23 protein-coding genes are annotated in these 23,228 nt (G+C 74.8%); 1 reads left to right on the top strand and 22 read right to left on the bottom strand.

Annotated features, from left to right (window positions below; genetic code table 11):
• Position 1: 1 nt before the first annotated feature.
• The 3 genes from ACFU9A_RS13340 to ACFU9A_RS13350 form a co-directional block, all read right to left on the bottom strand.
• A complete protein-coding gene (locus ACFU9A_RS13340) occupies positions 2-532 on the bottom strand; it encodes a dihydrofolate reductase family protein (protein ID WP_430575767.1) in 531 nt (176 codons plus the stop codon).
• 72 nt (positions 533-604) lie between these two features.
• Positions 605-1,762 carry an ATP-dependent DNA ligase gene (locus ACFU9A_RS13345; RefSeq protein ID WP_430575768.1) on the bottom strand — a complete coding sequence of 386 codons (1,158 nt, stop codon included), beginning with the start codon at positions 1,760-1,762 and terminating at the stop codon, positions 605-607.
• Between the two features lie 10 nt (positions 1,763-1,772).
• Entirely contained in the window at positions 1,773-2,183 is a 411-nt protein-coding gene (locus tag ACFU9A_RS13350; protein ID WP_430575769.1) for a nitroreductase/quinone reductase family protein, read from the bottom strand.
• 108 nt (positions 2,184-2,291) lie between these two features.
• Between ACFU9A_RS13350 and ACFU9A_RS13355 the strand changes: the two genes are divergently transcribed.
• The gene (locus ACFU9A_RS13355; RefSeq protein WP_430575770.1) at positions 2,292-3,059 is read left to right on the top strand and encodes a TetR/AcrR family transcriptional regulator; all 768 of its coding nucleotides are present in this window, start codon (positions 2,292-2,294) and stop codon (positions 3,057-3,059) included.
• On the opposite strand, the gene ACFU9A_RS13360 is transcribed toward ACFU9A_RS13355, so the two are convergent.
• From ACFU9A_RS13360 to ACFU9A_RS13450, 19 genes are all read right to left on the bottom strand, one after another.
• Positions 3,004-5,364, bottom strand: coding sequence for a RelA/SpoT family protein (locus tag ACFU9A_RS13360; RefSeq protein ID WP_430575771.1), 2,361 nt, complete (start codon positions 5,362-5,364; stop codon positions 3,004-3,006). The genes ACFU9A_RS13355 and ACFU9A_RS13360 overlap by 56 nt on opposite strands.
• A gap of 53 nt (positions 5,365-5,417) precedes the next feature.
• Complete coding sequence (locus tag ACFU9A_RS13365; RefSeq protein ID WP_430575772.1) at positions 5,418-6,029, bottom strand: adenine phosphoribosyltransferase; 612 nt, start codon at positions 6,027-6,029, stop codon at positions 5,418-5,420.
• Between the two features lie 16 nt (positions 6,030-6,045).
• Entirely contained in the window at positions 6,046-7,143 is a 1,098-nt protein-coding gene (gene secF, locus ACFU9A_RS13370; protein WP_430575773.1) for a protein translocase subunit SecF, read from the bottom strand.
• Positions 7,143-9,272 (bottom strand): protein translocase subunit SecD, encoded by a 2,130-nt coding sequence (secD, locus tag ACFU9A_RS13375; RefSeq protein ID WP_430575774.1) that lies wholly within the window; start codon positions 9,270-9,272, stop codon positions 7,143-7,145. Before secD ends, secF begins: the two co-directional genes overlap by 1 nt.
• Before the next feature lie 128 nt (positions 9,273-9,400).
• Entirely contained in the window at positions 9,401-9,847 is a 447-nt protein-coding gene (yajC, locus tag ACFU9A_RS13380) for a preprotein translocase subunit YajC (protein ID WP_430575775.1), read from the bottom strand.
• 179 nt (positions 9,848-10,026) lie between these two features.
• Complete coding sequence (gene ruvB, locus ACFU9A_RS13385) at positions 10,027-11,121, bottom strand: Holliday junction branch migration DNA helicase RuvB (protein WP_430575776.1); 1,095 nt, start codon at positions 11,119-11,121, stop codon at positions 10,027-10,029.
• The gene (gene ruvA / locus ACFU9A_RS13390; protein ID WP_430575777.1) at positions 11,114-11,740 is read right to left on the bottom strand and encodes a Holliday junction branch migration protein RuvA; all 627 of its coding nucleotides are present in this window, start codon (positions 11,738-11,740) and stop codon (positions 11,114-11,116) included. Before ruvA ends, ruvB begins: the two co-directional genes overlap by 8 nt.
• A 111-nt stretch (positions 11,741-11,851) precedes the next feature.
• Positions 11,852-12,442, bottom strand: a complete 591-nt coding sequence (gene ruvC / locus ACFU9A_RS13395; RefSeq protein ID WP_430575778.1) for a crossover junction endodeoxyribonuclease RuvC — start codon at positions 12,440-12,442, stop codon at positions 11,852-11,854.
• A gap of 281 nt (positions 12,443-12,723) precedes the next feature.
• Complete coding sequence (locus tag ACFU9A_RS13400; protein WP_430575779.1) at positions 12,724-13,482, bottom strand: YebC/PmpR family DNA-binding transcriptional regulator; 759 nt, start codon at positions 13,480-13,482, stop codon at positions 12,724-12,726.
• A 7-nt stretch (positions 13,483-13,489) separates the two neighbouring features.
• The gene (gene pdxT, locus ACFU9A_RS13405; RefSeq protein ID WP_430575780.1) at positions 13,490-14,134 is read right to left on the bottom strand and encodes a pyridoxal 5'-phosphate synthase glutaminase subunit PdxT; all 645 of its coding nucleotides are present in this window, start codon (positions 14,132-14,134) and stop codon (positions 13,490-13,492) included.
• A 44-nt stretch (positions 14,135-14,178) separates the two neighbouring features.
• The gene (locus ACFU9A_RS13410) at positions 14,179-15,069 is read right to left on the bottom strand and encodes a hypothetical protein (RefSeq protein WP_430575781.1); all 891 of its coding nucleotides are present in this window, start codon (positions 15,067-15,069) and stop codon (positions 14,179-14,181) included.
• The gene (locus tag ACFU9A_RS13415; RefSeq protein WP_430575782.1) at positions 15,062-15,805 is read right to left on the bottom strand and encodes a hypothetical protein; all 744 of its coding nucleotides are present in this window, start codon (positions 15,803-15,805) and stop codon (positions 15,062-15,064) included. The genes ACFU9A_RS13410 and ACFU9A_RS13415 overlap by 8 nt, the downstream gene beginning before the upstream one ends.
• Positions 15,802-16,464, bottom strand: a complete 663-nt coding sequence (locus ACFU9A_RS13420; protein WP_430575783.1) for a signal peptidase I — start codon at positions 16,462-16,464, stop codon at positions 15,802-15,804. The genes ACFU9A_RS13415 and ACFU9A_RS13420 overlap by 4 nt, the downstream gene beginning before the upstream one ends.
• A 4-nt stretch (positions 16,465-16,468) precedes the next feature.
• Positions 16,469-17,005 (bottom strand): alternate-type signal peptide domain-containing protein, encoded by a 537-nt coding sequence (locus ACFU9A_RS13425; RefSeq protein ID WP_430575784.1) that lies wholly within the window; start codon positions 17,003-17,005, stop codon positions 16,469-16,471.
• Positions 17,006-17,140: 135 nt separating this feature from the next.
• Positions 17,141-17,707: an NUDIX hydrolase gene (locus ACFU9A_RS13430; RefSeq protein WP_430575785.1), complete on the bottom strand. Its 567-nt coding sequence runs from the start codon at positions 17,705-17,707 to the stop codon at positions 17,141-17,143.
• Positions 17,708-17,830: 123 nt separating this feature from the next.
• Positions 17,831-20,365, bottom strand: a complete 2,535-nt coding sequence (gene hrpB / locus ACFU9A_RS13435) for an ATP-dependent helicase HrpB (protein ID WP_430575786.1) — start codon at positions 20,363-20,365, stop codon at positions 17,831-17,833.
• A gap of 78 nt (positions 20,366-20,443) precedes the next feature.
• Positions 20,444-21,361: a pyridoxal 5'-phosphate synthase lyase subunit PdxS gene (gene pdxS, locus ACFU9A_RS13440; RefSeq protein WP_430575787.1), complete on the bottom strand. Its 918-nt coding sequence runs from the start codon at positions 21,359-21,361 to the stop codon at positions 20,444-20,446.
• Between the two features lie 69 nt (positions 21,362-21,430).
• Positions 21,431-22,018, bottom strand: coding sequence for a hypothetical protein (locus ACFU9A_RS13445; RefSeq protein WP_430575788.1), 588 nt, complete (start codon positions 22,016-22,018; stop codon positions 21,431-21,433).
• Positions 22,015-23,220: a glycosyltransferase family 4 protein gene (locus ACFU9A_RS13450; RefSeq protein ID WP_430576467.1), complete on the bottom strand. Its 1,206-nt coding sequence runs from the start codon at positions 23,218-23,220 to the stop codon at positions 22,015-22,017. Before ACFU9A_RS13450 ends, ACFU9A_RS13445 begins: the two co-directional genes overlap by 4 nt.
• Positions 23,221-23,228 lie beyond the last annotated feature (8 nt).

The raw sequence follows: 23,228 nt of genomic DNA on the forward strand, positions 1-23,228 counted from the left end.
ATCAGGGACGGGTGTAGCGCAGGAAGACGGACCCGTCGCCGAGCGGCACGCACTCCGCGCGCACGAGGTCGGCCCGCATCCCGTCGGGCAGCAGCCGCAGCCCGCCCCCGGCGACGTGCGGCACGATGCGGATCGTCATCTCGTCGACCAGCCCGGCCCGCAGCGCGCCGGCGGCCGTCGTGGGCCCCGACACCTCGACGGCGCCGTCCGCGGCCGCCGCGATCTCGGCGAGGCGGGCCGTCGTGAGCCGCGGCTCGAGGGTGGTGCGCGGCGCGTCGACGGCGCCGAGGCTGTCGGAGCAGACGATCTTGTCGATCCCGCGCCAGATCTCCGCGAACTCGTCCGAGGCGTCGCTCTGCCCCGGGGGCCACGTGTCCCACACGCGCATGGTCTCGAACATGTTCCGGCCCACGACGAACGTCCCCACGTCCCGGACCCGGTCGTTGATGAACGCGTGGACGGCGTCGTCCGGCGCGCTCCAGTCGAAGCCGCCGCCGGCGTCGGCCACGTAGCCGTCGAGCGAACAGCTCATCAGTCCGTACCTGAGGGTTCCCATGCTCCCTAGACCCCGGCGTCGGTCGCGACTCATCGGCGGGGCCGGCGGTCAGGCGGTGCCCGGCGCCCCGGGCAGCAGGCCGGCCAGGTCGTAGCCGACCGGCTCCTCGAGCTGCGCGTACGTGCACGAGGCCGGGTCGCGGTCGGGCCGCCACCGCTTGAGCTGCGCGGTGTGGCGGAACCGGCTGCCCTCCATGTGGTCGTACCCGACCTCGAGCACCCGCTCCACCCGCAGCGGGGTGAACGAGAGGTCCTTGCCCGCGCTCCAGCGCGACTGGGCGCCGGGTCGCCGCTCCCCCGTGCTGCCGTCGGCGACGGCAGGGTCCTGCCAGTTCGCCCAGGGGTGCGCGGCGGCGGCGTCGCTGCCGGGCTCGACGACGAGCGGCGCGAGCTCGGCGTGCAGCGCGGCCCTGCGGGCGGTGGGGAACGAGGCCGAGACGCCCACGAACTGGAGGCTGGCGGGGTCGTCGCCGTCGGCGTACAGCCCGAGCAGGAGCGACCCGATGAGGGGCGCCTCGGGCGTCGACGTCTTGTGCAGCCGGTAGCCGGCCAGGACGACGTCGGCGGTCCGGGCGTGCTTGATCTTCAGCAGCGCGCGCTTGTTCGGCTGGTACGCGTCGTCGAGCCGCTTGGCGACCACCCCGTCGAGGCCGGCGCCCTCGAACGTCGCGAACCAGTCCCGGGCGACGGCGGCGTCCTGCGTGCGCGGCGTCGCGTGCACCTGCGGCCCGGCGAGGCCGAGCCCGTCGAGCGCGGCCAGCCGCTCCCCCAGCGGGCGCCCGGACAGGTCGTCGTCACCCAGGGCGAGGAGGTCGAAGACGACGAGGCTCGCCGGCGTCTCGGAGGCGAGCATCCGCACGCGCGACTCCGCGGGGTGGATGCGCTGACCCAGCGCGTCGAAGTCGAGGTGTGCGGACCGGCCCGAGGCCTCGTCGCCGGGCCGCGCGACGACGATCTCGCCGTCGACCACGCACCGCGTCGGCAGCGCGTCGAGGACGGCGTCGACGACGTCCGGGAAGTAGCGCTGCATCGGCCGCCCGTTGCGGGAGTCGATCCGCACGTCGTCGCCGTCCCGGAAGACGAGCGCGCGGAAGCCGTCCCACTTCGGCTCGTACACCCAGGTGGGGGCGCCGCCCGGCTGGTCGGGCACGTCCGGCACCGACTTGGCGAGCATGGGCAGCAGCGGCGGCTCGAGCGGCAGCGTCATGCTGGCGAACCTACTCCGCGGGTGCGACCGGCACCTCTGCAGGGGCGGGCGCCGCCGGGCCCGCGAGCGGGTCCAGCCGGACGGTGACCGTCACGCGGCCCGCGTCGTCCCGGACGGCGACGGCGTGCCCCGGGCGCGCGACGCCGTCGACCTCGACGGTGGCGGCGGCGCCGGCGCCCAGGAAGTTGCGCCACCAGAGCTTCGCGTCCGGGAGCATGGCGCCGATCGTGACGACCTCCCCCCGCCTGCGGTAGCCCACGGGGATGCTGAACTCCCGCCCCGACCGCCGGCCGGTGTACGTGAGGATCGTCAGGTGCCGGCGTGCCGCCCCGCCCCAGCGCGGCGAGGACCGCCAGGCGAGCACGCCGGTGTTGAACGCTCGGACGAACCGACGGACGAACGGGGACTGCAAGGACGGCACGGGATCTCCAGCGGGACGGTGCGGCGGGTCGAGAACGACCCGGGGGCCACCTGCCACCCTAGGGGCGCAAGCGGAGCACCCCCTCCACTTCTGCGTAGTCTGAGAAGGATGACCGCCACTTCCTCTCACGTGCCCCCGCGCGACGACGCCGACCGGTCCCCCGCCGACACCGCCGCCGGCGCCGCGACGATGCGGTCCGACGCCCGCCGCAACCGCGACCGGATCGTCGCGGTCGCGCGGCGGCTCTTCGCCGAACGCGGTCTCGACGTCCCGATGGCCACGGTGGCCCGGCACGCCGGGGTGGGCGTCGCCACGCTCTACCGCCGGTTCCCGACCCGCGACGACCTCGTCCAGCAGGTCTTCGCGGAGCAGTTCGCCCGGTGCGCTGCCGACGTGGACGCCGCGACGCAGGACCCCGACCCGTGGCGCGGCTTCGTCACCGCGGTCACGCGGGTCTGCCAGACCCAGGCGGTGGACCGCGGGTTCAGCGCCGCCTTCCTCGCGTCCGTGCCGCGGGCCGGCGACGCCACGGCGATCGGTCGTGAGCGTGACCGGGTGTTCGCGTCGCTGGCCGGGCTCGTCGCCCGCGCCCAGGCCTCGGGCGCGCTGCGGCCCGACGTCACCCTCGACGACCTCGCCCTCGTGGTGATGGCGAACGACGGCGTCGTGGCCGCGGCGGCCGACCCGACGGGGAGCGCGTCGCGGCGGCTCGTCGCCGTGCTGCTCGGCGGGTTCCGCGCCGCTCCCGGCGCCACCCCGCTGCCCCCGAGCGCGGGACCGACCCTCGGCGCCCTCATCTCCGGGACGCCGGCGCACGAGGTCAGTGCGCCGCGCCCTCCGAGGCCTGCGGCATCTCGGCCGCCTTGGTCCCGGTGATCCGGTAGACGTCGAACACGCCGTCGACCTTGCGCACCGCGGTGAGGACCTGCTGCAGGTGCCCGGGCTCGGCCATCTCGAAGACGAACTTGGAGATCGCGATCCGGTCGGTCGACGTGGAGACCGTCGCCGACAGGATGTTGACGTGATAGTCCGACAGCACCTTCGTCACGTCGGAGAGCAGCCGGGACCGGTCGAGCGCCTCGACCTGGATCTGCACGAGGAACATCGTGTTGGCACCGGTCGTCCAGCTCACGTCGACCATGCGCTCCGGCTGGGCCTTCGCCAGCTGCTCGGCGTTGGCGCAGTCCGCGCGGTGCACGCTCACGCCCGCTCCCCGGGTCACGAACCCGACGATGGAGTCGCCCGGCACCGGCGTGCAGCACTTGGCGAGCTTGACCCAGATGTCGTCCACGCCCTTGACCACGATGCCGGGGTCGCCGGTGCGCCCGCGCCGCGTGGGCGTGCCGGGACGCGCGGCCTCGGCCGCGTCCTCCTCGGTGCCCTCCTCGCCGCCGAGCGACTTCACGAGCAGGTCGACCACGTGCGGCGCCGAGGCGTGTCCCTCGCCGACGGCCGCGTACAGCGCGGACACGTCGGCGTAGCGCATGTCGTTCGCCAGGCCGACGAGCGCCTCGTGGCTGAGCAGGCGCTGGATCGGCAGGTTCTGCTTGCGCATCGCCTTCGTGATGGCGTCCTTGCCCTGCTCGATCGCCTCCTCGCGCCGCTCCTTGGTGAACCACTGGCGGATCTTGTTGCGGGCGCGCGCGGACTTCACGAACGCGAGCCAGTCGCGCGACGGGCCCGCGGACTCCGCCTTCGAGGTGAGGATGTCGACCGTGTCGCCGTTCTGCAGCGTCGAGTCGAGCGGGACGAGGCGGCCGTTGACGCGAGCGCCCATCGTGCGGTGGCCCACCTCGGTGTGCACCGAGTAGGCGAAGTCGACCGGCGTGGCGCCGGCGGGCAGCGCCATCACCTCGCCCTTCGGCGTGAAGACGTACACCTCCGCGCCGCCGATCTCGTAGCGCAGGGAGTCGAGGAACTCGCTCGGGTCCGCGGTCTCGCGCTGCCAGTCGACGAGCTGGCGCAGCCAGGCCATGTCGTTGGCGCGCGGGTCGTCCGTGGCCGCCTTGCCGGCGGGCGCCATCTGCTTGTACTTCCAGTGCGCGGCGACGCCGTACTCCGCGCGCCGGTGCATGTCGTGCGTGCGGATCTGGATCTCGACCGGCTTGCCGCCCGGGCCCACGACCGTCGTGTGCAGCGACTGGTACATGTTGAACTTCGGCATCGCGATGTAGTCCTTGAACCGGCCCGGGACCGGGTTCCAGCGCGCGTGGAGCGCGCCGAGCACCGCGTAGCAGTCGCGCACCGTGTCCACGAGGACGCGCGTGCCGACGAGGTCGTAGATCTCCGCGAAGTCGTGCCCGCGCACGATCATCTTCTGGTAGATCGAGTAGTAGTGCTTGGGCCGACCGGTCACGGTGGCCTTGATCTTCGCGCTGCGCAGGTCGGCGGAGATCTGCTCCCGCACCACCGAGAGGTACTCCTCGCGGGCGGGCGCGCGCTCGGCCACCAGGTGCACGATCTCGTCGTACACCTTGGGGTAGAGCGTCTGGAAGGACAGGTCCTCCAGCTCCCACTTGATGGTGTTCATGCCCAGGCGGTGCGCCAGCGGGGCGTAGATCTCGAGCGTCTCGCGCGCCTTGCGCTGCGCCGACGACCCGGAGACGTACTTCCAGGTGCGGGCGTTGTGCAGCCGGTCCGCGAGCTTGATGACCAGCACGCGGATGTCCTTGGCCATCGCGACGACCATCTTGCGGACGGTCTCGGCCTGGGCCGCGTCGCCGTACTTCACCTTGTCGAGCTTGGTGACGCCGTCGACGAGCATGGCGATCTCCTCGCCGTACTCCCGCGTCAGCTCGTCGAGGCCGTAGTCCGTGTCCTCGACCGTGTCGTGCAGCAGCGCGGCCGCGAGGGTCGCGCCGTCGAAGCCGAGCTCGGCCAGGATCGTCGCCACGGCGACCGGGTGCGTGATGTACGGGTCGCCGGACTTGCGCTCCTGGCCGCGGTGACACCGCTCCGCCGTCGCGTAGGCGCGCTCGAGCACCGACAGGTCCGACTTCGGGTGGTTGGTGCGCACGGCCTGGAGCACGGGCTCCAACGCGGGCGTGGTGGGCGGGGCGCCGCGCACCCCGAGCCGCACCAGCCGGTTGCGCACGCTGCGCCCGGAGCCGGCGCCGCGGCCGGCCGGCGCGGATCCCTGGGGCGCGGCGGCGGCGCGCGCGACCTTCGTCTCGTCGCTCATCTGCGCCTCCTTCCGCATCCACCGCGGGGTCACCGACGGCCGGGACGGCAAGTCTACGACTCCACGCGCAGCAGAGCCTCGACCGTCCGGCCCGGCAGCCGGTCGCGTCCGCCCAGGCCAGCGAGCTCGAGCAGGAACGCGAGGGCCACCACCTGGCCGCCCGAGCGCTCCACGAGCTCGGCCGCCGCGCGCGCCGTGCCGCCGGTGGCGAGCACGTCGTCGACGAGGAGAACACGCGCACCCGTGCTGAGTGTTCCCGTGCGCAGCTCGATCGCGGCCGAGCCGTACTCGAGGTCGTACTCCACGCGCTCCACCGGCGGCGGCAGCTTCCCGGCCTTGCGCAGCGGCAGGAAGCCGACGCCGAGGCGGGTCGCGAGCGGCGCCCCGAGCAGGAAGCCACGGGCCTCCATGCCGGCGACGACGTCCACGCCGCCGTCCGCGTCCACGAGCCCGGCGAACGCCTCGACGACGTCCGAGAGCGCCGGGCCGTCCGCGAGCAGCGGGGTGATGTCCCGGAACACGACCGGCGGGTGCGGGAAGTCCGGCACGTCCCGGATCAGCGCGCGGATCTCCGCGGCGCGCCCGGAGCCCAGGCCCCGCAGCCCGTCGAGCACGATGTCGTCCGGCCGGCCGTCACCGGCCGTGCCGTCGAAGGCGTCCGTCATCCCTGTCACCCGCGCCTCAGCGCGCGCGCTTGCGGCGCGGCTGGGCGCTGGCGCCCTGGTGCTGACCCGGCACGAGCTGCGCCGACCCCGTGGTGTACGCCTCGACCTCGGCCTCGTGGCCGCCCTCGGCGACCAGACCGGCGCGGGCCTCGAGCACCGACTTCGTGTGCGCCGCGATCCGGGGCTCACGCTCCCGCAGGGAGACGTCCAGCGGGGTCGCGAGGAAGAGGGACGAGGCGGCGCCGACGGCGATGCCGACGAACAGCGACAGCGACAGGTCGCGCAGCGTGCCCGCACCCAGCAGGAACGCCCCCACGAACAGGATGCTCGCGACCGGCAGCAGCGCCACGACCGAGGTGTTGATCGACCGGACCAGCGTCTGGTTGACGGCGAGGTTCGCCCGCTCCGCGTAGGTGCTGCGCGTCTGGGTGAGCACGTCCGCGGTGTTCTCGCGGACCTTGTCGAAGACGACCATCTTGTCGTACAGCGAGAAACCGAGGATCGTCAGGAAGCCGATGATCGTCGACGGCGTGACCTCCCAGCCGATGGCGGCGTACACGCCGGCGGAGATGAGCAGGTCGCCGAGCATGGCGATGATCGCCGCCACCGACATCCGCCAGGCGCGGAAGTACACGGCCATGAACAGCGCCGCAGCGAGCACGAACACGACCGTGCCCCACAGGGCCCGGGTCGAGACGCCGGCGCCCCAGGTCGGGCCCACGAACGACGTGGTGATCGTCGACTCGTCCACGTCGTACGCAGTGGCGAGGTCGGCGACGATCTCCGACTCCTGCTCGGGCGTCACCTCCTCGGTCTGCACGCGGACGGACGAGCCGCCCACAATCGCGACGCGGGGCTCCTCACCGGGGAGGGTCTGGTGCACGGCGTCGATCGCGAGCTGCTGCTCGGTCGAGGACGCGTTGGTCACGGTGAACTCCGTGCCGCCGCGGAAGTCGATGCCGAGCGTGAGGCCCTTGATCGCGATGATGAGGATCGAGGCGATCGCGAGCACCGCGGCGATCACGAACCAGCGCCGGCGGCGCTGCACGATCGGGTAGGACCGGCGGCCCGTGTACAGGTCGTTGCCCCACTGGGCGAAGTTGATGCGGGCCATCAGCGGCTCTCCTCGTTCGTGCCGGAGGGGTTCTCACCGGTCGCCGAGGGCGACGCACCGTCGTCGGGTCCTGGGTCGGGCTCGGCCTCCTGGGCCGCGGCCGCGCGACGCTCGGCGGCGCGGCGCTCGGCGATCGTCAGGCGACGGCCGGACGCGTCGGTCGCGGGACCCGCGGCCTGCCGCGCGCTGCTGTGCACGGGCTCAGGGGCCGTGGGCTCCGCCGACGTCGGCGCGCCGGAGGGCACGCGGGCGGCCTCGGGCTCGACCTCGGTCGTGTCGACGGCCGGGGCGGCGCCGGCCACGGCCGGCTCCGGCATCCGGACCCGCCCGGCGCCGACGTACCGCGGGCCGGAGCCCGCGCGCAGCCGCTCCGGCGACAGGCCGGACCAGAGGTGACCGTCCCGGAAGAACGGGATCTTGGTGATGACCTCCATCATCGGGTGCGTGAACCAGAACACCACGGCGACGTCGATGATCGTCGTCAGGCCCAGGGTGAACGCGAAGCCCTGCACGCCGCCGACGGCGAGGAAGTACAGGATGACGGCCGAGATCAGGTTGACGGCCTTGGCCGCGAGCACCGTGCGCCGCGCGCGGGCCCAGCCGCGCTCGACGGCGTAGGCCAGAGTTCTCCCGTCACGCAGCTCGTCACGGATGCGTTCGAAGTACACGATGAACGAGTCCGCGGTGAAGCCGATCGCGACGATCAGACCGGCGACGCCCGCGAGCGAGAGCCGGTAGCCCATCCCCCAGGAGAGCAGGGCGATGGACAGGTAGGTGATGACACCGGCGACGACCAGCGACGCGACGGTGAGCAGGCCCAGCGTGCGGTACTGCAGCAGCGAGTACACGACGACGAGCGCGAGGCCGATGAGACCCGCGATGAGGCCGTTGCGCAGCTGCTCGGAGCCGAGGGTCGCGGAGATGACCTCCTGGCTCTCTACCGTGTACTGCACCGGCAGCGCGCCGAAGCTGAGCTGGTTGGCGAGCGTGGCCGCCGAGTCGCGCGTGAACGACCCGGAGATGACGGCGCTGCCGTCCGTGATCGCCTGCGACACGGACGGGGCCGAGACCACCAGGGTGTCGAGGACGATGGCGAACTGGTTGCGCGGCGCCTCGAGCGTGGCGAGGCGGCCCGTGGTCTCGCGGAACGCCTTCGCGCCCTCCGAGTCGAAGTCGAGGAAGACGCCCCACTCGTTGGTGGTGGTGCCGTTCGGCCCCGGCACCAGGCCCGAGCTCGCGTTGGCGATGTGGGTGCCCTCGATCTCCACCGGGCCGAGGATGTACTTGACCGCACCGGTCTCGTCACAGGTCACCAGCGGCTTGTCGGGGTCGTCCCCGCCGCCGCCCTTGAGGTTCTCCGGGTCGGTGCAGTCGAGCTTCTCGAACTGGGACTGGATCTCCGGCGTGACCTGCGCGAGGTCGCTCGGGTCGGACGTCGCGGCCTGGTCGCCCTCGGCCGGCGTCGACGTCGGCGAGGGGTCCGAGGACGCGCCGTCGCCGGACGTGGCGGTCGCGGTGGGCGTCGCCGTCGGGTCGGTGGCGTTGGCGAGGTCCGAGGGCAGGGTCACGGCCGCGCCGGCGCTCTTGCCGCTCGGCGTGGTGTCCGCGTTCTCGTCTGCCTTCGCGTCGTCGGCCGCGGTGTCGTCGGAGGACGCGCCCTCGGCGTCGCCGCTCGGCGAGGCGGACGGCTCGGGCGTCGGCGTGCCCGCGGCATAGGTCAGCACCGGGCGGAAGCGCATCTGGGCGGGCTGGGAGATGAGGTCGATGGTCTCCTGCGACACCTCGCCGGGGATCCCGACGACGATGTTCTTCGAGCCCTGGGCGGTGATCTCGGCCTCGGAGACGCCCGAGGAGTCGATGCGCTGCCGGATGACGTTGATCGACTCGTCGATCGTCTCCGACGTCACCTGCGACCCGTCGGTGGTGTCGGCCGTGAGGATCAGCTGCGTGCCGCCCTGCAGGTCGAGCGCCAGGCCCGGGGCCCAGCTCGCGCCGTCCGGGTTGGAGTCGGACTTGGCGTCCCAGAAGACGCCGGCGCCGAGGGCGAGGAACGGCAGGACGATCGTCAGGATCGTGAAGACCACGAGGGTGCGCGCCGAACGCGACCGCTTCGTGCGTGAGTTCGCCAACTTCTGTCTCTTCCCGTCTGCGCGCCGCCGAGGGGTCGACGCGTGATGGCGCCGGCCGGGATCACCCCGACCGGCGCGTTGTCAGGCCGGCGGGCGCGAGCGCCCGCCGTCCCATGTCGCTGGTGCTGTCACTTCGTGGTGCCGGTCTCGCCCTCGTCGCGACGCTGCTGGTCCCGGTACTCCCGCTGCGCGGTGTCCAGGCTCGACAGGTCGTCGGGGACGTCGATGCGACCGTCGCCGGAGGTGATCGTACCGGTCGCGGTGGGGTCGGCTGTGACGTCGGTCTCGTCGGCCGCCTCGGTGGCGTCCTCGACGGGCGTGTCGACGCGCTTGGCGATCGCCGCACGGAGCCAGCGGGTCTGCGTGCCGGGGCTCGACTCGATGGTGACGGTGTCGTTCTCCTCGTCGATCTCCACCACGGTGCCGAAGAGGCCGGAGCCGGTCATGACCTCCTGGCCCGGGGCGAGCTGCGACCGGAACTCCTGCTGCGCGCGCTGCTGCTTTCGCGACCGCGAGCTCATGAAGAACATGAGGCCGGCGAGGACCACGAAGAGAATGATGATGGAGAAGTCCACGGAGCGTCCTTGTCTGTCGCTGCCCGGCGGTCGGTGGTCGACGGGCGGGCGTCGCGGCGCGCCGGTCGGCACGCCGGGCACAGCTCCGCGTCTGCTCGCGAACCTGTGCGTACGGGCCCCAACGAGCACGGCACCCGTCGAGTTCCAGCCCGGGCCGCCAGCGGCCGGGCACCACCAGTCTAGGTGCTTTGCTCGCCGCTCTCGGCGGCCTCGTCGAAGAGGGTGCCGCCGAGCGGTGCGCCCCACGCCCCGGGCGGGGGCTCGAGGCCGAGGTGCTCCCAGGCGGCCGCCGTCGCGACGCGCCCGCGCGGGGTGCGGCCGAGCAGCCCCTCGCGCACCAGGTACGGCTCCGCGACGGTCTCGACCGTGTCGGGTTCCTCGCCGACGGTCATCGCGAGGGTGCTCAGGCCGACGGGCCCGCCGCCGAACCGGCGGCAGACGGCGTCGAGGACGGACCTGTCGAGCCGGTCGAGGCCGATCGGGTCCACCTCGTAGACCTCGAGGGCGGCGCGGGCGGCGCGCAGGTCCAGCCGGCCGTCCCCGCGCACCTGCGCCCAGTCGCGCACGCGGCGCAGCAGCCGGTTGGCGATGCGGGGCGTGCCCCTCGACCGGCCGGCGATCTCGTGCGCGGCCGCGTGCTGCAGGTCCACGCCGAGCAGGCCGGCCGAGCGCAGGATGACGCGCTCCAGCTCCGCGGCGTCGTAGAAGTCGAGGTGCCCGGTGAAGCCGAACCGGTCCCGCAGCGGGGCCGGGAGCAGCCCGGAGCGGGTGGTCGCGCCCACCACGGTGAACGGCGGCAGCGCCAGCGGGATCGCGCTGGCGCCCGCGCCCTTGCCGACGACGACGTCGACGCGGAAGTCCTCCATCGCGACGTACAGGAGCTCCTCCGCCGGGCGCGCGAGGCGATGGATCTCGTCGATGAAGAGCACCTCGCCCTCCTCGAGCGAGGAGAGGACGGCGGCCAGGTCGCCCGCGTGCTGGATCGCCGGACCGCTGGTGACGCGCAGCGACGTGCCCAGCTCGGCCGCGATGATCATCGCGAGCGTCGTCTTGCCGAGGCCGGGCGGGCCGGACAGCAGCACGTGGTCGGGCGAGGCGTCGCGGGCCAGCGCGGCCTGGAGGACGAGGGAGAGCTGGTCGCGCACGACGCGCTGGCCGACGAACTCGCCGAGGTTCTTGGGCCGCAACGCCGCCTCGGCCGCGCGCTCCACGTCGTCGGCCGAGGAGGTGACGAGCCGCTCGCCGCCGTACTCCGGCTCCAGCGGCTCAGCCACGTCGGCCGCCCAGCGAGCGCAGCGCCGCCCGCAACGTGGCGGCGACGTCCACGGGGCCGTCGTCGCCGGCGTCCGCGAGGACGCGGTCGACCGTGTCCTGGGCGACCTTGGCGGCCCAGCCCAGGCCCACGAGCGCCTCGACCACCTGGTCGCGCGCGGGGTCGCCCGGGGCGACGGGCGTCGCGTCGGGCACGACGCCGCCGGCGGCGGCGGAGGTCGGCGCGCCGAGCTTGCCGGACAGCTCGAGCACGAGGCGCTGGGCGCTCTTGGGCCCGACGCCGGGGATGCGGCGCAGCGCCGCGAGGTCCTCGCTCGCGACGGCGCGGCGCAGGGCGTCGGGGGTGAGCACGGCGAGCATCGCGAGGGCGATCCGCGGGCCGACGCCGGAGACCGACTGCGCCGTCTCGAAGACCTCGCGCTCGTCCGCCTCGGCGAAGCCGAACACGGTCATCGAGTCCTCGCGGACGACGAGCGTGGTGTGCAGCTGGGCGCGCTCCCCCACCCGGAGCCCCGCCAGGGTGCCGGGGGTGGCGTGGACGAGGTACCCGACCCCGCCGACGTCGAGCACGGCCCGCTCGAGCGTCACGTGCGTGACCGTGCCGGTCAAGGAGGCGATCACCGTGGTCCTTCCGTCGAACTGGCCATCCGTCGAACACCCGTACGAGGCGTCACTGTAACAACCGGTGCCGACGCTCCCGGACGCGACACGGGGAGGCCGGCACCCCCGTCGTCAGCGGGCCGTCCGGGACGGGGCGCCACGGTGCGACCCGGTGCGCGCCGAGCGCTCCGCCGCGGCCCAGGCGCGCTGCGCCGGCGTGAGCTCGTTGCGCTCCCCGCCCTGCAGCGCGCCGGAGGGCCGCCACAGGTGGGTGACCGCGAGGGCGAGGGCGTCCGCGGCGTCCGCGGGCCGGGGCAGCTCGTCGAGCCCGAGGATGCGCGCGACCATCCGCTGGACCTGCTCCTTGCCCGCCCGGCCGGACCCGGTGACGGCGGCCTTCACCTCGCTGGGGGTGTGCATCGCGACGGGCACCCCGCGCTTCGCGGCGGCGACCATCGCCAGGCCGGCGACCTGCGCCGTACCCATCACGGTGCTGAGGTTGTTCTGCGCGAACACGCGCTCCACGGCCACGACGTCGGGCACGGTGCGCTCGAGCCACTCGTCGAGCCCCTCGGCGATGCGCAACAGGCGCAGGTCCACGCTCAGCTCGGGCTCGCTGCGCACGACCCCGACGTCGACCATCCGGGCCCTGCGTCCCGGCAACGAGTCGACGACGCCGACCCCGCACCGGGTCAGCCCCGGATCCACCCCCAGCACTCGCACGCGGTCACCATCTCACGCACGACAGACACCCCCGCGAAGGCGCGACGACGGCCACGCAGGGTCCACAGCCCCCTGCCTCTCCCCCACCACGAGGAATGATCCGAGGTCGCGGACCCGGAGGTCTTGCACGAACGCGGACGGGCGGGGTGGGACGTGTCGCGAGGCTGGCCGGGCCTGGCGGGAGGCCGCGAGGAACGAGCGGCCGGATGGCGCGCCTCGCGACACGTCCCACCCCGCCCGGCCGCCTCCGCCGAAGCCCCCGCCTGGCACGACCGAAAAGGTCAGTCCTCGTCCAGCTCCGCCATGACCTCGTCCGAGGCGTCGAAGTTGGCGTACACGTTCTGGACGTCGTCGCTGTCCTCCAGCGCGTCGATGAGGCGCATGATCTTGCGCGCGCCCTCGACGTCGACCTCGACCTCCATGGACGGGTGCCAGATGGAGTCGGCGGAGTCGTACTCGATGCCCGCCTCCTGGATGGCGGTGCGCACGGCGACGAGGTCGGTGGCCTCGGAGAGGACCTCGATGACGTCGCCCTCGTCGCTGACCTCCTCGGCACCGGCGTCGAGGGCGGCGAGCATGACGTCGTCCTCGGTGACGCCGTCGGCCTTGGGCACGACGACGAGGCCCTTGCGGGAGAACAGGTAGGACACGGAGCCCGGGTCCGCCAGGTTGCCGCCGTTGCGGCTGAACGCGAGGCGGACCTCGGAGGCGGCGCGGTTCTTGTTGTCCGTGAGGCACTCGACGAGGACGGCGATGCCGTTGGCGCCGTAGCCCTCGTACATGATCGTCTGGTAGTCGACGGCGTCGGCGCCCTCGCCGGAGCCGCGCTTGAGGGCGCGCTCGATGTTGTCGTTGGGGACCGACGACTTCTTCGCCTTCTGGATGGCGTCGAACAGGGTCGGGTTGCCGGCGGGGTCACCGCCACCGGTGCGCGCGGCGACCTCGATGTTCTTGATCAGCTTTGCGAAGAGCTTGCCACGCTTGGCGTCGATCGCCGCCTTCTTGTGCTTGGTCGTGGCCCACTTGGAGTGACCTGACATGCGCTCCCTAACTCCTTCGCGATGCTTGGACGATCCGGACGAACAGCCCGTGCACGCGCGCGTCCCCCGTGATCTCCGGGTGGAACGCGGTGGCGAGCAGCCGTCCCTGACGTGCTGCGACGATCTTACCGGCGGCGGGCCCCACCGTGGAGCCGTCCGCCCAGCGGTCCGGGATCCGGGCCAGGACCTCGACCTGCGGGCCGGCCTCCTCGACCCACGGCGCGCGGATGAACGCGGTGCGCACGGGGCGCCCGCCCGGGGCGTCCGAGACGCCCGCCACCTGCAGGTCCGCCTCGAACGAGTCGACCTGGCGGCCGAAGGCGTTGCGCCGCACGACCACGTCCATGCCGCCGAGCGTGCGCTGGTCGGCCGTGCCGCCCTCGATCCGGTCCGCGAGCAGGATCATGCCGGCGCAGGAGCCGAACACGGGCAGCCCCTGCCCGATGAGGTCGCGCAGGGGGTCGGCGAGCTCGAAGAGGCGCAGCAGCTTGTCGATGGTGGTCGACTCGCCGCCGGGCAGCACCAGCCCGTCGACGGCGTCCAGCTCGGCCGGGCGGCGGACGCTCACCGCGCGGGCACCCGCCTGCTCGAGGGCGGCGGCGTGCTCGCGCACGTCGCCCTGCAGGGCGAGGACGCCGATCGTCGTGGTCACCGGGGCAGTGTAGAGGCGCCGACGGCGACGTCCCGCCCCGGCCGTCAGGCGCAGGTGCCGATCAGGCCGAGGGCGATGGAGTACGTGCGAGGGCTCGACGCCACCGACGTCCACGTGACGCTCGGGAAGACCCGCTCGGCGCGCACCCGCGCCGTGGCGTTGGTGGCCACGCCGGTCACCTGGTAGGTCGTCGTGCCGGCCGGCACCTGCACGGTGGTGGGGGTGGCCGCCGGCCCGAAGGTGAACTGGTACCGGGTCGCGCTCGTGACCGCGGTCCAGTTGAAGGTCACGGAGACGAGGCCGAGGGCGCCGCAGCTCAGCGTCGGCGCCGGGACGGTCGCCGCGCCCACCGCGCCGCTCACGATGGTGCCCGTGTCCGTCCATGAGGTGCCGGGCATGCTCGCCGCGAGCGCCACCGACATCGTGCCCGACAGGCCCTGGGTGGTGCTCGGCGCGGTGGCCGCCACGGCCACGGCCAGGCACAGCGTCGCGGTCCCGCGCACCGGGATGGTCGTCGTCCCGCCGGTGCCGGCGCTGCAGCCGGTCCCCGTGTCCGTCGCGCCGAACGACGCGCTCACGCCGAACGCCGTCGTCAGCGAGCCGGTCCGCCCGGGCGTCGCGGTCACGCTGATCGGGCGCGACCCGGCGTTGCGGACCGTGACCACCTCCGAGGCCCCCGAGCCCGGGACCGCGGCGGTGAGCGTCAGCGCCGACAGCGTCACCGTGCCCCCGCGCCCCACCAGCCCGGTCCCCACGCCCGGCGCCTGGACGTCGAGCGTGCCCGCCGTGACGCGCGTCGTCGGGGCCGTCGCCGTGCCCGACGCCTGCCACCACGCCCAGGCGATCCCGGCGCTCGCGACAACGCAGGCGAGGGCCACCACGACGAGCGCCGCGACCCCGCGCACGCCCCGGCGCCGCCCCTCGCGGTCAGCCACGGCGGCCTCCCCGGCGCGCCGCGAGCGTCCGCAGCAGGGCACCGAGGAGCACGGCGCCCGCCGCGGCGAGCAGCGCCGCGGCCGGCGCCCCTCCGGTGCGCGGCAGCGCCCCGTCCCCCCGGACCTCGTCCCGCTCGCCCCCCGGCGCGCCGTCGGCCCCGCCGGGCCCGTCCCCGCCGTCCGCGCCGGGCGCGCCGTCCGCGCCACCGCCGCCGTCCCCGGTCCCCCCGAGGGTGACGACGACGTCGAGCGGCACCGTCCCGCCCTGGGTCTCGTCCCCGGCGGCGGGGTCGAGCGTCACCTCCAGCGCGACGGGCAGTACCTCGGACTCGGCGAGGTCGACCGGCGCCCCGTCGGTGGCCCACCGGGAGCCCTCCGCGCGCACGCGCACCCGCAGCGCGTCGGCCAGGGCCCGGCCCGCCGCGCCGTCCCCGGGACCCAGGGCGACGACGACGTCCCCCTGCGCGGCACCGGGTCCGTCGTTGCGGACCAGCACCACCGAGCGCCGGGTCTCCCCCGGCACCCACCGCGCGGTGTCGAACAGCGGCGCGTCGAGGTCTCGGCTCCACCGGTCGCCGTCGAGGCTCAGCGCGACCCCGCCCGGCGGGTCGTCGCCGGCGGCCCTGGCACCCTCGGCGGGCAGGGCGGCGGCGAGCGCCAGGCCGACCGCGCACGCGCCGGCCATCGCTCCCGGGCGGCGCGGGGAACCGGCGCCGGCGGGCCGCGGCGCGATCATCGACGGTCACCGGGCCCTGCGCCGCCCGGGCCGAAGAGCGCGTCGTGCAGCGGCGGCCGCTCCGCGGGCGTGGCCGGCGTCGGACCACCGGCCCCGTCGTCGCGGGCCCGCCGCGCGGCGGCGCGACGCGTGCGCACCTCCCCCGCGACGAGCCAGCCCGCGTAGACCAGGAGCGCCAGCGCCGCGACCGTGGTGAGCTGCTCGCGCTGCTGCGGCGTCCCCAGGCCCATGAGGCGCCCGAGCTGCGGGACGGCGTACCAGAGCACGCCCCGCACCTGCACGGCCTGGACCGGCCGCGGGTCGGCCACCTCGTTCGCGTCGCCGCGGGTGACGAGCGTGCGCTCGCCGGAGGCGGTGGTGCCGAGCCCCACGACGCGGTGCGTCACGACCGTTGGGTCGCCGGAGCGCAGCTGGTAGGTCACCACCTGTCCCGTGGTGATCTCGTCGGCGTCCACGGGCCGCACCACGACGAGCGTGCCGACGTCGAGCCCCGGGCGCATCGACCCCGTGGCGACGCCGTACGGGGTGGCGCCGGCCAGCCTGGGGATCACGACGACGAGCAGCAGGGCGCCCCCGGCAGCCAGCAGGACGACCCCGGCGAGCGCCCGGCCGAGGACGCGCCGCACACCGGTGCCCGGTCGCGCGGGTGCCGCGTCCACGCGCTCAGGGCGCGGGGACGACGTGTGCCTGCGTGACCTGGACCGTGACGTCCTCGAGCGCGGCCGTCAGCGCCTGCGTGTCGTTGCCGGCGGCGGTGTCGAACGCCGCCTCGAGCGAGACGACGAGCGGGGACGAGGCGCTCACCGGCACCGGGTCGGTGAGCGGCAGCGTCAGGGTGTCGCCGCCGAGGGTGGCCGAGGTGAGGCTCAGGTCCAGGGCCTCGGTGAGCGCGTTGTCCGCGCCCCAGGTCGGCGAGGAGACCGTGATCTCCCCCAGGGCCAGGTGGTCCCCGGTGCCCCCGACGGTCAGCGAGCAGGTCGTCGTGACGGTGTCGCCGGGGACGATGCCGTCGGTCACGGCCCCGCCCCCGTCGAGGGTCCACTCCCCGCAGGCCCCGTCGGTCATGGTGAGGGTGCCCGCGGACACGTCGGTGCCCGTGGCCGTCCCCTCGGCGGTCCAGTACGCGATCGTCTGGGCCCCGCCGACCAGCAGGACGGCGGCACCCCCCACGGCGATCGCTGCCTTCGTCAGTCGGTTCACGTCGACGCCCCCCGTCGGTCCGTTGCCGCCCGCACCTCGCTGTGCGTGACCTGGCTCACCTCGACGGTAACGAACGGATGCTCGGGGCGCGCGTCGTGTCCCGTCGCGGGAGGTCGGCGGTGGCGGCGGGCGACGTCAGGGCGCGAGCTCGTCCGGGTCCGACGGCTCGTCGTCGTGCTGCGTGCCGAGGTGACGCACGGTGCCGTCCCAGCCGGCGGCCAGCGCGTCGACGACGTCCGGCAGCGCGGTCGGGAAGACCTCGCGCGTCTCGGCGCGCAGCTCCGCGGTGGTCAGCCAGCGCATCTCGTCGAGCACGTCACGCTCCTCGGGGGTCCACCCGTCGGCGGTGGGCTCGTGGCCGCCGGCGACGCGCGCGAGGAAGAAGACCTCCTGCTGGCGGCACGTCTCCGCGAAGAAGTGGAAGTACGCGTCGCGGGTCAGCACGGGGCCCACGAGGGCGCCCGGCGCGAGGGCGAGGCCCGCCTCCTCACGCAGCTCGCGCAGGGCGGCGTCGACCTCGCTCTCGCCCTCGTCGATGCCGCCGCCGACGGTGAACCACCAGGAGCGTTCCGGCTGGTCGGCGTCGTGCCCACGCACCAGGAGGACCCGGTCCACGTGGTCGAGCACGATGACGCGCGCGGCGCGGCGCTGCCGCAGGCCGTCCGGTCCGACCGCCCAGTCGTCCCCGAGGGCGGGCGTCACCAGCCCCGCTCCGCCGGGCGCACCGACGCCCGCTCGGCGTCGACGGTGATGCCGTCGTTCACGGCTGACGGGGAGCGCGCATCCATGGTGCCCATGGTAGCCACGGGACCAGGGCGGCCCCGGTCACCGGCGGGGCTTGACCCGCTTCGTCGGGAGGGCGGCGAGCGGGTCCTCCGGCCACGGATGGCGGGGATAGCGGCCTCGCAGGTCGGCTCGGACCCCGGGATAGCCCTGGCGCCAGAAGGACGCGAGATCGCTCGTGATCGCGACCGGTCGTCCCGCGGGCGACAGCAGGTGCAGGACGACCGGGACACGGCCGTCCGCGACGGCCGGGGCCGCGGTCCAGCCGAAGACCTCCTGCAGCTTCACGGCGAGGACCGGCGGCTCGACACCGTCGTACGCGAGCCGGATCGCGGAGCCCGACGGGACCTGGAGCCGTTCCGGTGCCAGCTCGTCGAACCGGGCCGCGGCCGGCCACGGCAGGAGTCGTCGGAGCGCCGAGGCGACGTCGATGCCGGCCAGATCGCGCGAGCCTCGCACCGCGGCGAGCTCCGTGCCCAACCAGGCGTCAAGATCGGCCAGCAGCGCCTCGTCGTCGACCGCGGGCCACGGGGCTCCGAGGTGCGCGTGGCAGAACGCGAGCCGCTCGCGCAGGGCGCGTGCGGCCTCCGACCAGCGCAGCACGGACAGACCGCTGCGCCGGATGCCGTCGCGGACGGCCGCCTGGACGAGGAGCCGGTCGGGGTTCGCCAGCGGGACGTCGCCCAGCACGATCGCGCCGAGCGCCTCGACGCGCCGTGTCACGATCCGGCCGTCGTCCCAGCGGATCTGGTCGGTGGTCGACACGAGGTCGCCCGCGACGTCCCGCGCGGTCGTCTCGTCGATCGGCGCCGCGGCACGGATCCTGGCGTCGGCGCGACCGGGTGCCCGGTCGGCGACCGCGATCGCCAGCCAGGGCGCGTTCCGCAGCGGCGACCGCGGATCCAGCGCGGCACCCGTGCCACCCGACATCTGGTACGTCGCCGAACCCGTCCCCCGGGCCCGCGCGATCCGGTCCGGGTACGCCAGACCCGCCACGATCCCCACCGCAAGATCGTCCGGTACCCCGCGCCCCTCCGGGCCGTCCCGGCCGGCCCGCCCGCCCGACGGGTCGCCGTGCGTCGTGCCGCGGCCGAGGCGCCTCGTCTCCTCTCGCCAGCGGGACGTCGCGCCGCGGTCGTCCCCCCGACGAAGGGCCCGCCAGCGGGCCGGCAGGTCGTCGCCGAAGGTGCGGACCGAGTCGTCCGAGAGCATCGCGACGATCTCGCGTGCCCGGTCGGCGCCGACCCGCGGGGACCCGTCCAACAACGCGCGGGCCAGGCGGGGATGCGCCCCGATCGCCCTCATCCGCCGGCCCCGCTCGGTGATCCGGCCGTCGTCGTCCAGGGCATCGATGCGGCGCAGCAGCTCGGTGGCCGCCGTCATCGCCGGGGCCGGCGGCGCCTCGAGCAGGGTCAGCCCCGCGCCCGCGGGCGCGCCCCAGGCCGCGAGGTCGAGGGCGAAGGCCGCCAGGTCGGCGACCGCGATCTCCGGCGCCGCGTGCTCGTCGAGACGCGCGTGGTCGGTGGCGGACCAGCACCGATAGACGCGGCCGGGCGCCTCCCGCCCGGCACGACCCGCGCGCTGGTCGGCCGACGACCTCGAGACCCGGCAGGTGACCAACGTCCCGAGACCACGGGACTGGTCGGTCCGCGGCTCCCGGGCAAGGCCCGCGTCGACCACGACCCTCACCCCGGGCACCGTCAGCGAGCTCTCCGCGACCGAGGTCGTCACCACGACCCGACGCACGGCGGACGGCGCCAGCGCGCGCTCCTGCTCGGCCTTCGTCTGGCGACCGAACAACGGCAGGACGTTCAGACCGGCCAACCGGCGAGTCACACCGCCGATCTCGGCCTCTCCCGGCACGAACACGAGGATGTCGCCGTCGTTCTCCGTCAGTGCGCGCCGGACGACGGCCGCGACGTGGTCGAGCAGCCGCGGGTCGACGCGACCGCCGGGGAGCAGCGGCGTGGGCAACGGTGGCGGAGCCCACTCGGTCGCCACGTCGAACAGCGCGGCGGACGCCGTGATCACGGGTGCGGGGTCGTCCGCTCCGAGCGCGCGGCTCAGCCGGCGCGTGTCCGCCGTGGCCGAGGTCGCGACGACGGCCAGGTCCTCCCGCAGGTTCGCCCGGACGTCGACGAGGAGCGCGAGCAACAGGTCGGCGTCCAGGTGCCGCTCGTGGCACTCGTCGATCACGATCGCCGTGACACCCGGCAGCTCCGGGTCCTGCTGCAGCCGCCGCACGAGGAGCCCCGTCGTCACCACCTCGACGCTCAGGCCCGTGCCCCCGCTCCGCTCACCACGCATCGCGTAGCCGATGCGCCGCCCGAGCGGCTCGCCGACCAGCATCGCCAGCCGGGCCGCCGCCGCGCGGGTGGCCAGCCGGCGCGGTTCGGCGACGAGGACCGTGCCCCCGAGCGCGTCTCCCAGCGCGAGCGGCAGCAACGAGGTCTTCCCCGACCCCGGCGGCGCGACCAGCACCGCCGTACCGCGCGACCGCACCGCGTCGACCGTGGCAGGCAGGACTGCCCGGACGGGCAGGTCCGCACCCGGCACCGAAGGTTCAGGGAGCAGCACGCCCCGACCCTAGTCGACCGCGACGAAGGGCCCCGCGGACGCGACGTCCGCGGGGCCCCTCCGTCCGTGGACCGGGTGCTACCAGCCGCGCTCGGCCAGGCGCACGGGTGCCGGCTCGGCCTCGACGTTGATGCCCACCATGGCCTCGCCCAGCCCGCGGGAGACCTTGGCCAGGACGTCGGGGTCGTCGTGGAACGTGGTGGCCTGGACGATCGCCTTGGCGCGCGCGACCGGGTCGCCGGACTTGAAGATGCCGGAGCCGACGAACACGCCCTCGGCGCCGAGCTGCATCATCATCGCGGCGTCCGCCGGGGTGGCGATGCCGCCCGCGGTGAAGAGCACGACCGGCAGCCTGCCGGCCCGCGCCACCTCGGCGACGAGCTCGTACGGCGCCTGCAGCTCCTTGGCCGCGACGAACAGCTCGTCCTCGGGCAGGGAGGTGAGGCGGCGGATCTCGCCGCGGATCTGGCGCATGTGCGTGGTCGCGTTGGAGACGTCGCCGGTGCCGGCCTCGCCCTTGGAACGGATCATCGCCGCGCCCTCGGTGATGCGGCGCAGGGCCTCGCCGAGGTTGGTCGCGCCGCACACGAACGGCACGGTGAAGCGCCACTTGTCGATGTGGTTGGCGTAGTCGGCGGGGGTGAGCACCTCCGACTCGTCGATGTAGTCGACGCCCAGCGCCTGCAGCACCTGGGCCTCGACGAAGTGCCCGATGCGGGCCTTCGCCATCACCGGGATGGAGACGGCGTCGATGATGCCGTCGATCATGTCGGGGTCGCTCATGCGCGCGACGCCGCCCTGGGCACGGATGTCGGCGGGCACCCGCTCGAGGGCCATGACGGCGACCGCGCCGGCGTCCTCGGCGATCTTCGCCTGCTCGGGGGTGACGACGTCCATGATGACGCCGCCCTTGAGCATCTCGGCCATGCCGCGCTTGACGCGGGCGGTGCCCACCTCGCCCGCGGGGATCTGGCCGTTGCCGGTGGTCTCGCTCAACTCGCGCCTCGCTCGTGTCGCAGGGAGCGGCGTGACCGCTGTCACGCCCCTCCCATCCTATGGCGCGGATCAGCCCCCGGTGAGCCCCTCCGGCATCTGGTCGTCCAGCTCGACGGTGCGCGGCAGCGCCGCGTGCCCGCTGAGGCGCAGCAGCCGCACGTACCAGGTGCGGCGTGCCCGGCGCGCCTGGGCGACGGCCTCGTTGTGGAACCGCCGCGCCAGCTGGGCCCGGTACCAGGCGGCCGCGAGCTGACCCACGAGCTCGTCGCCGGCGGCGGTGCTGCGCAGCTCCCCGAGCGACTCGTCGTCGCCCAGCGCCGAGCGGAGCGTGGACGACAGCTCGCTCTCGGCGCGCTCGCGCCCCGGGGCCAGGCCGTCCAGCGCGAGCTCCGCACCGGCCGGGACCGGCGGGGCCGGGTCCTCCACGGCGGCGAACGCGGCGTCCGCCACGAGCACGGCCCCCGCGGGGTCGAGCAGGCCCGAGGACGCCAGGTCGACGGCGGCGCCCGCCCGGCGGGCGAGCTGCGCCTGCAGGGCGATCCGGGACGCGACGACCTTGCGGTGCAGCCGGTCGAGGCGCGACGCGGAGATCCACGCCAGCCACACGACCACCGCGGCGACCACGACGACGACGAGCGCGAGCTCGGACCAGCTCATGCGCCCTCACCGCCCGCGGCGCGGCGCGTGCGGAGCCAGCCGACGGCGCTCTCGGAGCGCGACGGCGCGACCGGCGAGCCGAGGGCCTCGCCCGCGGCGACCGCCATCTCGTAGACGGCCAGGACCTGCGCGGTCACCGCCGACCAGTCGAACCGGCGCACGAACGCCGTGGCCCGGTCGCGCCGGACGGCGGTGTCCTGCGGGTCGTCGAGCGCCTCGAGGATCGCGCGCGCCAGGTCGTCCGGCTCGCCCGTGCGGAAGAGGCGCCCCGCGGCACCCTCGTCGAGCACCCGGCGGAAGGCGCCGAGGTCGCTCGCCACGACGGCGGTGCCGGCGCTCATCGCCTCGACGAGCACGATGCCGAAGCTCTCGCCGCCGGTCTGGGGGGCGATGTAGAGGTCGGCCGACGCGAGCAGGGACGCCTTGTCCTCGTCGCTGACGCCCCCGAGGAACTCGAACGAGCCCGCGAGCGGCCCGAGCGCGTCGATCGCGGCGTCCCGGCCCACGTCGCCCTTGCCGGCGACGAGGAACCGCGCGCCGGGGATCCGCTCCAGCACCTTCGGCGCGGCCCCCGCGAGCACCTCGAGCCCCTTCCGCGGCTCGTCGAGGCGCCCCAGGAAGGCGATCGTGGGCGCCGCGGGCGTGCCGCGCCAGCGCTCGTCGGTCGACGCCGCGGCGAACGTGTCGACGTACACCCCGTTCGGGATGACGACGGCGTCCCCGCCGACGTGGTCGACCAGCGTGCGGCGGGCGTCCTCCGACACCGCGATGCGGGCGGCGATCTTCTCCAGCGACTGCCGCAGCAGCGGGTACGCGACCTGCAGGGCGCGGGACCGCTCCTGGGAGGTGTGGAACGTGGCCACGACCGGCCCCTCGGCCACCCACAGCGCCAGCATGGACAGGCTGGGCACCATCGGCTCGTGCAGGTGCACGACGTCGAAGCGGCCCGCCTCGAGCCAGCGGCGCACGCGGGCGGCGGTCCGCGGCCCGAACGTGAGCCGGGCGACGGAGCCGTTGTAGCGCACCGGGATCGCGCGGCCCGCGGGGGTCACGACGTCCGGCACCGGGGTCTCGTCGTCCGCCGGGGCGAGCACGGACACCTCGTGCCCGTCGCGCTGCAGCGCCTGCGCGAGGTCGCGCACGTGGAACTGCACGCCGCCGGGGGCGTCGAACGAGTAGGGGCACACGATCCCGACGCGCAGCGGGCGCG

This window comes from Isoptericola sp. NPDC057653, from assembly GCF_042799955.1.
Taxonomy (GTDB): Bacteria; Actinomycetota; Actinomycetes; order Actinomycetales; family Cellulomonadaceae; genus Isoptericola.